This window comes from Pseudoalteromonas sp. M8 (assembly GCF_018141365.1).
In the GTDB taxonomy this organism is placed as follows: Bacteria; Pseudomonadota; Gammaproteobacteria; order Enterobacterales; family Alteromonadaceae; genus Pseudoalteromonas.
Map to the genome: position 1 here is coordinate 689,926 of NZ_CP047239.1, position 13,151 is coordinate 703,076.

13 protein-coding genes and 1 pseudogene are annotated in these 13,151 nt (G+C 43.1%); 7 read left to right on the forward strand and 7 right to left on the reverse strand.

Annotation, left to right across the window (positions count from 1 at the left end; all coding sequences use genetic code 11):
- Positions 1-30: 30 nt before the first annotated feature.
- The 4 genes from GSF13_RS02730 to GSF13_RS02745 form a co-directional block, all read right to left on the reverse strand.
- Entirely contained in the window at positions 31-966 is a 936-nt protein-coding gene (locus GSF13_RS02730; protein ID WP_211865033.1) for a fibrinogen-like YCDxxxxGGGW domain-containing protein, read from the reverse strand.
- A gap of 303 nt (positions 967-1,269) precedes the next feature.
- Positions 1,270-1,734: a GNAT family N-acetyltransferase gene (locus GSF13_RS02735; protein ID WP_211865034.1), complete on the reverse strand. Its 465-nt coding sequence runs from the start codon at positions 1,732-1,734 to the stop codon at positions 1,270-1,272.
- A 74-nt stretch (positions 1,735-1,808) separates the two neighbouring features.
- A complete protein-coding gene (locus GSF13_RS02740) occupies positions 1,809-2,345 on the reverse strand; it encodes a GNAT family protein (protein WP_211865036.1) in 537 nt (178 codons plus the stop codon).
- An 85-nt stretch (positions 2,346-2,430) separates the two neighbouring features.
- Positions 2,431-3,597 (reverse strand): MFS transporter, encoded by a 1,167-nt coding sequence (locus GSF13_RS02745; RefSeq protein ID WP_235368178.1) that lies wholly within the window; start codon positions 3,595-3,597, stop codon positions 2,431-2,433.
- Between the two features lie 101 nt (positions 3,598-3,698).
- On the opposite strand from GSF13_RS02745, the gene GSF13_RS02750 reads away from it, so the two are divergent.
- The 3 genes from GSF13_RS02750 (at position 3,699) to GSF13_RS02760 (ending at position 7,983) form a co-directional block, all read left to right on the forward strand.
- A complete protein-coding gene (locus tag GSF13_RS02750) occupies positions 3,699-4,586 on the forward strand; it encodes a LysR family transcriptional regulator (RefSeq protein ID WP_211865038.1) in 888 nt (295 codons plus the stop codon).
- A 168-nt stretch (positions 4,587-4,754) separates the two neighbouring features.
- Positions 4,755-7,040 carry an InlB B-repeat-containing protein gene (locus GSF13_RS02755; RefSeq protein WP_211865040.1) on the forward strand — a complete coding sequence of 762 codons (2,286 nt, stop codon included), beginning with the start codon at positions 4,755-4,757 and terminating at the stop codon, positions 7,038-7,040.
- 268 nt (positions 7,041-7,308) lie between these two features.
- The gene (locus tag GSF13_RS02760) at positions 7,309-7,983 is read left to right on the forward strand and encodes a DUF4386 family protein (RefSeq protein WP_211865042.1); all 675 of its coding nucleotides are present in this window, start codon (positions 7,309-7,311) and stop codon (positions 7,981-7,983) included.
- Positions 7,984-8,049: 66 nt separating this feature from the next.
- Here GSF13_RS02760 and GSF13_RS02765 read toward each other — a convergent pair whose 3' ends face one another.
- The 3 genes and pseudogenes from GSF13_RS02765 to GSF13_RS02775 form a co-directional block, all read right to left on the reverse strand.
- Positions 8,050-8,454, reverse strand: a complete 405-nt coding sequence (locus GSF13_RS02765) for a lysozyme inhibitor LprI family protein (RefSeq protein WP_174169458.1) — start codon at positions 8,452-8,454, stop codon at positions 8,050-8,052.
- A gap of 17 nt (positions 8,455-8,471) precedes the next feature.
- The gene (locus tag GSF13_RS02770) at positions 8,472-8,789 is read right to left on the reverse strand and encodes a hypothetical protein (protein ID WP_206473105.1); all 318 of its coding nucleotides are present in this window, start codon (positions 8,787-8,789) and stop codon (positions 8,472-8,474) included.
- A pseudogene (locus tag GSF13_RS02775) lies at positions 8,782-10,238 on the reverse strand (PLP-dependent aminotransferase family protein). The gene GSF13_RS02770 and the pseudogene GSF13_RS02775 overlap by 8 nt, the downstream one beginning before the upstream one ends.
- 96 nt (positions 10,239-10,334) lie before the next feature.
- Between GSF13_RS02775 and GSF13_RS02780 the strand changes: the two are divergent.
- The 4 genes from GSF13_RS02780 to GSF13_RS02795 all read left to right on the forward strand — a co-directional run bounded on the left by GSF13_RS02780 (position 10,335) and on the right by GSF13_RS02795 (position 13,116).
- Positions 10,335-10,910: a GNAT family protein gene (locus GSF13_RS02780; protein WP_010603638.1), complete on the forward strand. Its 576-nt coding sequence runs from the start codon at positions 10,335-10,337 to the stop codon at positions 10,908-10,910.
- The gene (locus GSF13_RS02785; RefSeq protein ID WP_206473109.1) at positions 10,907-11,488 is read left to right on the forward strand and encodes an FMN-binding negative transcriptional regulator; all 582 of its coding nucleotides are present in this window, start codon (positions 10,907-10,909) and stop codon (positions 11,486-11,488) included. Before GSF13_RS02780 ends, GSF13_RS02785 begins: the two co-directional genes overlap by 4 nt.
- A 71-nt stretch (positions 11,489-11,559) precedes the next feature.
- The gene (locus GSF13_RS02790; protein WP_211865948.1) at positions 11,560-12,573 is read left to right on the forward strand and encodes a DUF5924 family protein; all 1,014 of its coding nucleotides are present in this window, start codon (positions 11,560-11,562) and stop codon (positions 12,571-12,573) included.
- 99 nt (positions 12,574-12,672) lie between these two features.
- Positions 12,673-13,116, forward strand: coding sequence for a DUF2000 domain-containing protein (locus GSF13_RS02795; RefSeq protein ID WP_174169462.1), 444 nt, complete (start codon positions 12,673-12,675; stop codon positions 13,114-13,116).
- Positions 13,117-13,151: the final 35 nt, after the last annotated feature.

Here is a 13,151-nt window from a genome sequence, read left to right on the forward strand (position 1 = left end):
TCACTGCCCACACTTAAAACTGGAAATAGTTTATCTTACGTAAATTTGAATATTTTCCGGTGAATAGAACATGTTACCGCTCGTTGCCGTACCATATTTACCACTGCGTTCTGTAGGTTTAAAATCGAGATTGTAAATAGTAACGGTTGTGAAATAAGTTCCGTTATTTGGATTGCTTAGGTAGGTATAGTCAGAACCTGTATAAGTGCAACCTGGTTCCGAGTGAAAAACAGGCGTGTTTGCCAGATCGTCTACCAGCACCTGGCAATTTGCAGTATCCAACTGGGCAAAATCAAACATTACATAATTGTCGTTGTTTCCATCCGTAATCATTATCTGCGTGGCATTCGATTTTAGTGCTTGCCACACAGCCACATCAATATAGTGGTTTTTTTGAGTTATCGGATCTGTCAGTTCCTGGGTGCGAGTGTGTGATGCTCCACCATTCTTCTCACGGGTGTTAACCAGAGTCCATCCACCTTGAGCAACTTCCATATTGCAATAAACGGCTACAGAAGTTGGGATACCATTTTGAGTAAGCTCAACAGTGTAAATCCCTGATTGCGCTGCTGGATCTTTTATTTTTACTTCGTCACAAGACTGATCAGCAACGCCAGTTGTCGATTGCAACATTAGCTGGAAGTCGCCAGATTCAAGGTTATTGTTATACCAGGTCCCCTGATATAACCCATTAGACATGAACCTGCCAAGATAGTGCTTCTTGATATTACCGTCTGTTGTGGTGAACTCGATCATATTGTCATTGTGAAGATAATGACCCTTTGTCACACTGTTATCAGATTTGAGCACAAAGTCATCTTGTACTCTCAGTAGTTCAGAGCTAGACATTGTATATCCGGCGTCAAGCTGTCCATCGAGAAATGTATCTTCCTTTAGGTCGATATATTGAGGTGTGGCGTAGCTGTATGAGCTGATCAAGGAAAGAAGTAGCAGGTGTTTTTTCATAATAATTCCTTATTTTATTTCTGTTATGTCGCAAAAAGAACTGGCTAACACAGACACCCACCATAAATTTGCATCTATGTTATGGTGGGTGTCTGCTATCTGCACACCATCTTTATCACTAAAACCAACGTTTAGTAAAAATGCTACGTATGCGAATCACTACTAAATTGAATCGCTCCGAGTTCATCGGAGACTAGTTTGTTTAAGTCAGGCTACTTTATCTGACTCTCTTAAATTATCATAGAAATCTGTACGGCTAACACCGACACCCACCATAATTTGCATCTATGCTACAGTATAAAGCTAAAGCAAAGCTTTACTCATCACCACGACATCAACGCCTCGGTAATTGACGTTTTCGAGCGGTTGCCAGCCGAGTTTTCGATAGAGTCCACCTTCTGGATGCTCTGTTTGTAAATATAACGTGGTAACACCAAACATTGAGGCTAATCGCTCTGCTTCTTTGACTAAGCGTGACGCTAGTTTATTTCCACGATAGGGCTTATCCACATAAACGCCACCAATCCAGTGCTCTTTATCTGTGTAGATACTCATTTCATGAAATTTAAGCTGCACGACTCCTGCGATTGTGTCGCCACCCAGCGCGACGATTACACAAGGAATACTAGAGTCGTTAAGGTAGTCTAAAAGCTTTTGCTCAAAACGCTCTACAGAGGCCTCCTCAACAATGCTTCCCCACTCATCAAAATACCACTTGGCAATGGTTGGGATGAATGCTTTGTGATGCGCTAAAAGTTTAAATTCCATTTTAATTCCTCAAATAAACATAATACGGACAAAGGATTATCAACCACTTTTACAGTAACTGTATTTTGTTCCCTTTACAATTCCAGATAACAGGCCTTAGTTAATTGATAAATATAGATATCGTGCTTTTCACCGCCTATATCCAAAAAGGCATTTAGACGGTTTTTGCGTTTCATCCCTAGCTTCAGCATCAACCCCTGCGATTGTTGATTGCCTACAGCGCATATGGCCTGAATGGTATCTACAGAGAGACTTTGAAAAGCCTCCTTTATTAGTGCTGTTGCGGCTTCTTCCCCATAACCCTTGCCAATTTCGGCCTCAGCTAATCGGAAGCCAATCTCACCGACCCGTTTTCCTGCATCTACATATTTAAAAACGAGTTCACCAATAAGTTGAGCTTGTGGCTTTTTAACGATCGCAAGGATCAAACGCTCATCGACCCCACCTTTCCAAGGCTGGCATGCTTGAACTAGCCGCTCTTTTGCCGACTCGAACGTGGCAGGCGCACCAATATATTTTGACGTATTTGGATTTTTCCGATGGCTATAAACTGCATCAAGGTCGTCCATTGTCATACGTCTCATGGACAAACGTTCGGTTTCAAACTGCATTGGTATTTTTCCTCACTCGCAGACCACACATAATCACCAGTCTCATAAATAAACGCCCCGTAGTAGCAAGCAGCCCTGCATTTTATTACTCTTTACAAACCGGCATAAAAACAGTGCATAAATGCCGCCAGGTTAAAAACAGTAACAGTGCACAGCCAAAAACGAGTACCGCAAGAGACTCTACACCACTCAGTAACCACTTATTAACTACCCATGCCACGCAAGAAAAAAATAGCAGCTCAACCGCCCCAACCAGCGCATTCGCTGTTCCTGCCTTTTCTGGATGTAAAACCCCAATTAGATGCATGTAACTTGGAAAATACGCGCCAAATACAAACATAATCGCAGCATAAGCGAGCAGAACAGCAAGCGCACTACCACTTGCAAATAGCAGCAATAACACGCTGACAACTAATGCAGGCCAAGTCCAAATTACAATATCTAAATAGGAGCGCTTACGTTGTAGTACCTTAGTTAATATTGACCCTATGAGTAAGCCAAACATGGGGATCATCATCGCCTGACCTATTGCTTTGGATTCCAAGCCAAACTGCCTTGCCAGTAAAAACGGCAGATACAACTGAATGGTAAGATACAAAAAAGTAGGTAACCATTTGAGCGACGCGAGGGAAATAAATGATCGGTTTAGCAATAGACTTTGATATTCATAAAAGAGCGCGTTTGGCCGTAACGACAAAGTAGTTTTACTGCTCTGCTGCATAATTCTATAGCCATACACCAAAATCAAAACATAGTATGCGAATGCAAACCATGACATCCCCTGCCACCCTACCCAGCCAGATAACACCCCAGCCAAGAATGGACTACAAATAGCAGTCACACTCACCGACATTGCCAGTGTCGCCATCGCGCTTTTAAGTTCTGCACCTGATAATCTTGCAGCAAGAAGCGTTCTGCCAATTAACACCGGCGATGCAGCACCAATGCCTTGCAACACTCGACCGATAAAAAATACCTCGGCGCTAGATGCTATTGAGCAAAAAACCGTACCTAACAGTAAAATACCCAGCCCACTAAAAAATAAAGGCCTATCGCCAAACTTATCTCGTAGCGGCCCAACCAGCAGTTGCGCAGCTCCTAGTGTAGTGAAATAGCTAATTACTGCTGCTTGTCCTTGACTAGGCGTAAGCTGTAAGGAATCCGTAATATTAGGTAAAACAGGGATGTAGATTTGGCTTGCGATCTGAGAGCAAGACATCAGCAAAACAGCTAAAAACACCACTTGAAACACGTCAGCTCCTCTTAACTTAATAGAGGGTAATTTTACCGAGCTTTTAATATCCAAAAAACAAGGTAATAATAAAAACACTTATTCCCATCAGGAAACAATTAATGGATTGGTTAACCGGAGTACGGAGCTTTAGCAAAGTTGTAGAGTTTGGCAGTTTTACCCGGGCCGCAGATGAAGAAGGTGTTTCAGCGTCTGCAGTGAGCAAACGAATTGACTGGCTAGAACAACAACTAGGCTTAACGCTATTTATTCGCACTACTCGCCAAGTCAATCTCACTGAGGCTGGGGAGCACTTTTTGCCGAAAGCTTCAATATGGCTTGCGCAGTTTGAATGTTTAACTGATCACGGACAAACGCTGAATCAAACGCCATCAGGTAGCTTGAAAATCGCATCAACTCTCGCGGTAGGCAGCACCATCTTGATGCCAAATATCGCCTCATTTTTAGCTAAATATCCCAAGCTAAAAATTCATCTTAATGTCATCGCCCCTGGCGCACACCCAGATCTTAATCACGATTTAGTGATCACACGCTACTATGAAGCGTTTGACTCAGCCTCTCACAAAGGCAGCCAGCTCATTGACTACCAAATGCAAATCTTTGGTGCTCCTCACTATCTCAAACAGCATAACCCTATCGAATCTCTGGATGATCTCCGCCAACATAAAATGTTGTTAAGCAGTTACTACCATAAGCTAGGTGGGATTATTCTTGAAAATGGAGACACCTTCCAATTTGACAATTACAACTTCGTCTCTGATCAGTTAGACGCAATGCTGACTGCGGCCGTGCAAGGTTTGGGGCTGGTGTTTATTTCTCCTAGCTATGTGAAAAGAGAGCTTGACCAAGGTTTGCTCACACCTGTTTTACCTGAAGTGAAATCAGAAACAAAACAATTGTGGGCGTATTATCCGAAGGCAAACTACACCCCCTATAAAACTCAACTTTTTATTGATCACCTTAAAAAGCACCTTAAAGCAACAGAGTAGAGAAGAATGGCTTTCACATTTGTTCACAATTCAAGTACAAAAAATTCTCTAAAGATTTAGAGCCACATGCTAATTTAGGATATTTACTCAACTTTGTAGTACTAAACCGTGCTAACAGAGTATTTCGCTAAAAATAGAGCCACATACTATAACTTTAAAGGACTAACAATGAGTTTTAATCTCTTCACGAAAACCACACTGGCAACACTAGTCTCTGGGCTAGCTGCAATGAATGCACAAGCAAGCCAACCGCTCAGTTTAGATACCATCACCGATCCACAAATAGGTTGTGATACAAAAATTGAATTACTGATGGCAAATGCTGCCAGTGGCGTAAGTGACAATTTATTGCCCGCTGAGACTATGTTAGAAGTGCTCAATACCCATTGCCAGCAACACCAACAAACTACAAATGAAACTGAACGAACCCCACCTGAGCTAAGAGCAATCCACTTGACCTCAAACTCAGTTAATGTCAACGACGGTGACAAAACCGTAGATATTAACTTGAGATTTTACGATGAAAGCGGTGTAAAATCCGCACGTGTTTATTTATCACCACCAACAGGCTTTAGTTGGGGTGGCAACAAATCAGCAGTAGCTTCTAATTGGCAGAAAATCGATGAGACTGGTGTGTATGAAAGTAAAGTCAGTTTTACTTTCACTGATGCCGACATCAATGGTAAATGGTTTTTAACCTTAGGCCACGTAACTGACGTAAATAACGCGGTTCGTTTTTGGCTTCGCGAGAGTGAAATTGAAGCCGCCGGCTTTAACCCACATATCGTCGTCTCAAATGATAAGGTCTCTGAAGGAGTTAATCCTGAGATCAAATCTATTGTGATTTCAGGCACTGAAGTTGATGTAAATACAGGCGATAAGACGGTTAACGTAACCGTAGAAGCTTACGACCAGTCGACTATGTCTAAAGGCGTAATTAGGGTTTCACCACCTAGCCAGTATAAATCACTTGCTATAAAACAGGCTGAGTCATCTGATTGGCTAGAAACCGACGTCGAAGGGGTGTATCGCTCAAATTATTCGTTTACCTTTACAGATAAGGCGTTGCCAGGTGAGTGGTTTGTTGCCACAGCTATGCTCACTGACAGCAACGGAAATATGGGAGTTTACAACCGAGGACACTTTAATACACTAGGCTTACCTTCTGTCATCACTGTAAAAAATGAAACAGAACTAGATCTAGTACCACCCAGAATCGACCATATCGCTTTTTCATCTAATCAACTGGCATCAGCGAATGGTGAGCAAAACATAACGCTAACAGTCACAGCGTCAGATCTATCGGGGATGGCCAAAGGTTATTATGCTCTCAGAGCACCAGAAGGTTCTGACGCGGAAGATAAGCTTTTCACTATAGAGCAATGGCAACAAGGCAATAGTCAAAATAAGTTTGTTGGTACTAAAGGTTTGAGTTTCAGCAACGATGACTTGCAACAAGGTCAAGGTGTTTGGCAATTAGACGCTAGTACTCAAATAGACTCTGCGGGAATATATAGCCAAGGTGCTAAAGCGCGAGAGTTAACAACGTTAGGCGCTACGCCTTATATCTTTGTTGATGAAGAACAGATCAATAAAATTTCTGTTAGGGATATAACGGGAGCCAAGCAGGTAAAAATGGGGTCTAGCATCCCAGTTACGTTAGAAATAGCTGAAAACACACTACCCAGTTTACCTAGTCAATTTCATCTTTACCTAGATTCTGAAGCCGCATTAAAGCTTGATTTCGAGTCAGTAGATAACGAATATACTACTAGCTGTGAAGCGTTAAGTAACCGTCACATATGTAGTTTTAGCAATGGCGCTGACATTAAATCAGTTCAAGTCTCGTTTAATGTAACGCCCAGCGAAGTAGGCGTATTTACGCCAACCGTCCGCTTCTCGTCAGAATTCCCTGAATTAGACTACACAGACAACAAAACCGCGTTTCAAGTAACAAGCTACGAACCAAAACTGTTTAATGTCGTGTTTAAGAATTGGGACGGTGGCGTGCTTGCTACTCAAACTATTGAAGAAAGTACTTCCGCGAATGCTCCTCAAGTTCCGCCCAGAGAAGGTTTCACATTCTCTGGATGGAATGGAGATTTTAGCAAAGTGGAGCAAGACCTTATCATTACTGCACAATTTGAAATTAATATGTATCAAGTTAAGTTCGTAGATTGGAATGGTACAGTCATCAAGGCCGTGGAAATTTCTCATGGGCAAGCAGCAACACCGCCTCTAGAGCCAAAACGAAATGGCTACGCATTTACTGGGTGGGATACGACTTTTGACAACGTCACCAGTGAACTAGTTGTTAAAGCGCAGTATAAAGCGAGTTCTAATCCAACGACTACCGATAAGGAAGATAAAGGTAGTTCCGGTGGTGCTTTCGGCTTTTTACTAGCGATGCTAAGCACGCTGTTGGCTTTTGTTAGACGCAGAACACCTGCATAACCTGCATACCTCATTTCAACAGCATAGCGACGCTTCGCTATGCTGTTTACCTTCACCAGATTGCATGAGAACCCATGTCTGGCATCTCAATGGCTCCACCTGCAGCCTGTACTGTGATTATGATGCGAAATAGTAATGCGGATAGCATTGTTCCCAAAACACCCACATCGATAAACTATTGTTACAAATAATCCCCCTGTTTTGGCGCTGACTCTCCATATGTTGCTAAACTGAGCACAACAATAATAATCAAGTTTTTGGAGTAGCCATGTCATTACAAAAATGGGGAGGAGTCGCTGCACTCACAGAAGCGGCAACTTATTTGTTTGGCTTTGTATTATTTTTTGGAGTATTGGACTCCAGTGGACATAATACCCCAGCGCTTTACCTAGATTTTTTCATCCAAAATCGCGACACCTTTTTCCTCGGCTATATGGTCATTGGGATTATTTTCAGCTTCACGCTTATCGTATTGGTACAAGCCATGCAGCAGCGCTTGAGTAAAGCCTCTCCTGAGCTGATGAAATTTGCTAGCATAGTGGGTTATATATGGGCCGCAATTGTACTTGCAAGTACCATGGTTTTTTTAACCAGCATTGCAGCAATTGCAAAATTTTATGAGATCGATCCAGCACTTGCCCTAACGGTTAATCGCACCATCTCGATAGTGGTAGATGCGCTTGGCGGTGGTATCGAGTTGGTCGGTGCAATATGGGTACTAGCGGTTAGCTATGTTGGCATTAAACATAACGTTTTTAGTCCACTGTTGCATTATTGGGGGTTGTTGGTCAGTATTGCAGGAATCCTTACATTGTTTTCTGGCCTTTCTTCTTTCTCAGCAAACCCATTTTTTGACGTGACCACTGCTATCTTCGGATTGGGGCAAATCCTATGGTTTATCGTATTAGGTGTGATGTTATTGAGAGATGAAACACCAGCATAGGCGCATAACCACAGCTGGATAATATCTCCAAGGGGCAACTGCAAAATTATTGCCAGAATCACGCGTTTACTCTGGTTCTGGTAATACTGGTGGAGTGCTATCCATATAAGTTAAAAAGTTAGCCCAAAGTGTATGAGTTCTGGTTTTTACTAATTCCTTACGACATTCGAGTGCCATCACGCCACGAATAGTGCCTTCTCGCCATTGGGTATATACCGCGCCGCAGTGGGCATCGAGATAGCTTTGCCACGCCAACTGCGAGGCTTTAATCGCTTCCACCAGTTGCACATCAAAGGCATTATGCTCAAGGCTTTTTTGGTAGTAACGTTCAAGCGCTTCGGTTCGCGCGTTAAGCTCGCTCATTGCACACTCGTTGATGTCTATGGTTGAGATAGGGTTTTCACACACATCTCCTCCCGCCAACGCGATTTGGCAATTTAATAAAAACAATGCAGCCGCTATCAATCTCATGATATTTCCTTTTGTATTTAACCTTTAATGAGTTTCAACATATTACCGATGGAATCGAGGTTAATTCCACCCATCAGCTCTGGATTATTCAACGCATAGAGGTAATCTTCTATCAAGGTGCAATCAATCTCGTCACGCAGTTCAACAAACCCAGCCCAATTTTCGAGGTCATCTTCGTCAATTTCACCGCTGAGATATTTTGCTAATACCACGCTTAACATCGCCTTGCTGATAGCGAGCGATACTGCACTGTTATCGCTCAATAATATATTTAATGCCTGTTCTTTGTGTGGGCCGAATGTAACAAACTCGGCCAGTGCTTGTTGCTTATTCATGATTTTTCTCCAGCTCTGCGACCAAAGCAAATAACTCACTCAGCCCCGCTTGCTGTTGCTCGACTTCTTGCGCCGCAAAGCCTAAGCGAATATGACTTAAACTACTAGCCTTACCGAGAGTAAATTCAGGCTCACATTGTACGTAAATCCCTTTTTCAAGTGCTTTTTCAGATAATCTCGAGACGTCGCGTTTGCTGTTTACCCAATACGCCATGCCGCCTTGTGGCACTTCAAAGTCAATATCTAACTTGGCTTTAAGCTCGCTTAGATGCTGCGCCATCGCCTGATGGCGTCCTTGATAGGCTTTGGTCATGCGGCGTAAATGGCGCTCAAACCCGCCCTCTTCCATCCAGTCAGCCACAGCCAACTGGGTAAGGGCATCATTTTTGTGATTAAGTAGCTGCTTACGTGCCACCAATTGCGCAAGCACATCTGCCCGCGCACTCATATAACCCACACGAGCACCGGCAAACATGATTTTTGAGAAAGTAGAAATATAAATCACAATACCACTTGGATCGCTTGCCGCCATCGGCTGTAACGGTGGGCAGAGATAATGAAACTCATGGTCGTAATCGTCTTCAATAATAAACACGCCATACTGCTGGCACAGCTGATAAATCGCCATGCGCCTCGGTACAGATAAAGTCACTGTCGTGGGGTATTGATGTAGAGGAGTTAAATACAACAGCTTCACCTTGTTTTGTTCAAGGCAGCGCGCCAAGGCCTCCACTTTAATGCCTTCTGCATCTTGTGCTAATGCAAAAACTTCAGCCCCTGCATTAGTAAAGGCGTGTCGCGCAGGCGGATAACCAAGCATTTCGATGGCAACACCATCACCTGGATTAATAAATGCATTTGCCACCAATGAGAGCGCTTCTTGGGAGCCATTACAAATCAGTAAATCATCACATACCAGTCCCCTCGCTCTGCGCAAATACGCCTGAATTTGGGATTTCAGTAACTCGCACCCCGCAATGTCTGAATAGTGAAAATGACTGACATTGGTTTTGCGGCACGCCTTTACCAAAAACCGCTTAAACTCATCATAGGGAAAAGCATGAAGATCTGGTAAGCCCCTGCAAAACTATAGCGGTAGGCCGTACGCTTAGTGCTGCTTACTGGGGTCAGTGTTTTAGCAAATTGCGGTACGATTTGTGGTGTAGCAGGCACTTTTGTGTCTATCTGTTGGCTACTGAAAATAGGTAGTTCAGTATTGACTCGATAGCCGCTGCGCTCTTTAACCACCAGCCAGCCTTCAGCTACCAAGTTTTGTAGCGCATTCATCACCGTGTGCCGATTCATACCATGTAACTCAGCCAGCTTTCGGGCAGAAGGAAGTTTGTCACCGGGTGTGAGCTTACCTTCAGTAATGGCACTGCGTAAAACATCTGCTAAGCGTTTATGTTTAGCATCTTGAGACTGTGTTTTTGGGCTAATAGAAATCAAGTCTGGTCTAATTAAATTATTAAATCTGGTTGTTTTATATCAACCAAAATCAGCGCAATATGCAAGCATTAAAAACACAGAATGAATGGAAAATTGATGCTTTCAAAACAAACGCTAGAATCCAATCGCGTTAAGCTCACTCCGCTTGAAGCCGCGCATTTACCTGAGTTATTGGCTCGAGGCAAAAAAACTGAGATCTGGAAATGGGTATTTAATAATTATTGTCGCGATCAAAAAACCATAGAGCAATGGTTTTACGGCTCTGCGCAATTTGACGAAAGCGAACAACTTGTTGTTGCAATCATAGATAAAGACTCAGGTAAACTGGCTGGTAATAGCCGCTTGTTTAGACTTGATAAACTCAACTTAAGTGCCGAAATCGGCCATACTTTTATTGGTACTGAATTTCAACGTACGCATGTTAATACCCACGCCAAATACCTGTTGCTCAAATATGCCTTTGAAGCGATTGGACTGGTGCGTGTGCAATTTCAAACGCATGAATGTAATCATAAGTCTCGTAATGCCATCGCTCGACTCGGTGCCCATTTTGAAGGCTTGTCGTTAAAAGATAGACGCCTGCCCGACGGAAGTTACCGTAATACAGCACGATTTGCCATCACTGACGAGATGTGGCCTGAAGTGAAAGCGAGGTTGGAGGAAAAGTTATGAGCTACCCAAGAAACTACTACATTGAAAGCAATCCAAACATACTCAGCTCTGTGATCACAAAACACCCGCTGGCCACGCTGACGGTGATCCAGGAAGGCAAGATAAAGACGGTTTTTGTACCGCTAACATTAAGTGATGACCATGCTTATTTGCTCGGACACGCTACAAAAGACAACCCGATTTTTCACACAGGTGGTGTTATTCAAGCAGTTTTCCACTGTGAAGATCATTACCTCTCACCCACGGTTATCCCTGCCATTAAGCTCCCCACGTGGTTGTACGCAAATGTGGTAGTTGAAGGTGAGCTCGCACTTATTGCTACTGATGATGAAAAATACGCGTCAATGCAAGCGCAGATAATGCATTTTGAGCAGTTTTCAAATAGTAATTGGCAACTTGATAGCGTGCCTGCTAATCAACGCCAATCGCTGTTTAACGCCATTAACTTTTTCAAGATTAAAATCAATACGATGCATGGCGCTTTTAAGTTAAGCCAAAACCAGTCGAGTGACATTCGCGCTAAAATCAAAACACATTTAACGCCATCCAAACCAATGTTAGCTAGTTATGTGTGTTAATTACTAAACTCATACTGCATTCATGGTTGAAGTGCTTGAATCTTACAGACCAGCAAGCAATTTCTATTTCAATGCGTTATTTCAAAAACCTAATAACAAAATTTATTTTGATGATGCAGAAGTGGCCCGGCCTAATGGCGCTGTTGGCTTTTTGCAGTGGTATAGCGAGCTTTATTTTAGTTGAACGTAAAGAGTCGTTTTCACAGATCATCGCTCTGCTTTTACTCACCAGTTGGCTGTGGCTTATTATTGATAACTGGCTTCGCGACCAAGTGGAGCAACGTTTTGGTATTGTGTTGTCACCCAACTTTATGCGCTTTGCCCTACAAATGGTGCAACAGGAAAGCCTATTCTTCGCACTGCCTTTTTTCTTGGCTGCCACGACATGGAATCATCCACAGGCCGCGTTTACCTGCTTAATTGCACTCTGCGCGTTTATCTCCGTTGTAGACCCGATATATTACAAAAAGCTAGCCCGGCACAATGTGCTGTTTATGGTATTCCACAATTTTGCTTTGTTTGTTGTGATTTCAGTTACGCTACCTATTTTGCTTCACCTGACAACCGACCAAAGTATACAAATAGCGCTAGTCACCGCCATTATTCTTACCCTACCGAGTCTTGGTAATGTCATGCCACATGCAAGGTGGTGGCGTTTTCCCTTATTGGCTCTGCTGCTAAGTGCGCTTAGCGCTGGTTTGTGGCAGTTACGTAGCTGGGTTCCCCCGGCGGCCTTACGACTCACCGACATTACGCTGGCTTATGAAGTTGATAGGCAGCAACGAAAACCGCTGAACAGTATCCAGCACCTCAATACCCATTCCCTTCACGAACAAGGCTTGTATAGTTGGAGCGCGGTAAAAGCACCACGAGGACTAAACGAAAAGATCTTTCACGTGTGGGTACACAACAAGCAAGTGGTTGACCGAATCCCCTTAAATATTAGCGGTGGACGCGAGGAAGGCTACCGAGCTTGGAGCCATAAGAGCAACTTTCCCGCCGACTCAACAGGTAAGTGGGAGGTGCACGTTGTCACCAGTTCAGGACAACTGATTGGCCTAACAAAATTTACTGTATCTCCTTAGGAAATTTTTAAGGAATTACAATCAATTATCGAAATCTAGGCGCGGTGATAGTGTTATTATGATATGGTTAAGCGTCTCTTTTCTTATTCAAGGAAGTCTATGACTGATTTTTCCGTTTTACCGGACGAAAACTCGAAGCGATTTGTTGCTGTGCTCAATAAAAAAGTTGAACTTGGTCGACTTTTTAATGCGCTTGGCCATATGACCGCTGGGCTCATTGACCAAATTGGTAATACTGATGAGCTCTGCTTTTTACCGTATCGAGACAAAGATGGCGGCATTCACCCTTCGATTTCGCACTACCCTTTTATTGTGCTTAAAGCAGATAACAGTAATAAAATCAGAAAAGTGCGAGCAGAGCTTGTGGCTCGTAACATCCCCTTTACCGACTTTACAAATACCATGATTGTTGGCACATCCGAACAGCAAGTAAGCGCCACCGCTGAAACACCAGAGCAAGACTTAGAGTACTTTGGCATTTGCATGTTTGGCGATAGCGCGGAGCTTAAAGAATTTACAGGGAAATTCAGCTTGTTTAAATAACCTGAGGTTTATTTTTGGTATCACTTACTTTGGTT

Coding starts and splice junctions, on each gene's coding strand:
- GSF13_RS02770 (WP_206473105.1), bottom strand. CDS start 8,789: ATGAATAAGCAACAAGCACTGGCCGAGTTTGTTACATTCGGCCCACAC.
- GSF13_RS02780 (WP_010603638.1), top strand. CDS start 10,335: ATGCTTTCAAAACAAACGCTAGAATCCAATCGCGTTAAGCTCACTCCG.
- GSF13_RS02785 (WP_206473109.1), top strand. CDS start 10,907: ATGAGCTACCCAAGAAACTACTACATTGAAAGCAATCCAAACATACTC.
- GSF13_RS02765 (WP_174169458.1), bottom strand. CDS start 8,454: ATGAGATTGATAGCGGCTGCATTGTTTTTATTAAATTGCCAAATCGCG.
- GSF13_RS02755 (WP_211865040.1), top strand. CDS start 4,755: ATGAGTTTTAATCTCTTCACGAAAACCACACTGGCAACACTAGTCTCT.
- GSF13_RS02735 (WP_211865034.1), bottom strand. CDS start 1,734: ATGGAATTTAAACTTTTAGCGCATCACAAAGCATTCATCCCAACCATT.
- GSF13_RS02740 (WP_211865036.1), bottom strand. CDS start 2,345: ATGCAGTTTGAAACCGAACGTTTGTCCATGAGACGTATGACAATGGAC.
- GSF13_RS02760 (WP_211865042.1), top strand. CDS start 7,309: ATGTCATTACAAAAATGGGGAGGAGTCGCTGCACTCACAGAAGCGGCA.
- GSF13_RS02730 (WP_211865033.1), bottom strand. CDS start 966: ATGAAAAAACACCTGCTACTTCTTTCCTTGATCAGCTCATACAGCTAC.
- GSF13_RS02750 (WP_211865038.1), top strand. CDS start 3,699: ATGGATTGGTTAACCGGAGTACGGAGCTTTAGCAAAGTTGTAGAGTTT.
- GSF13_RS02790 (WP_211865948.1), top strand. CDS start 11,560: ATGCGTTATTTCAAAAACCTAATAACAAAATTTATTTTGATGATGCAG.
- GSF13_RS02795 (WP_174169462.1), top strand. CDS start 12,673: ATGACTGATTTTTCCGTTTTACCGGACGAAAACTCGAAGCGATTTGTT.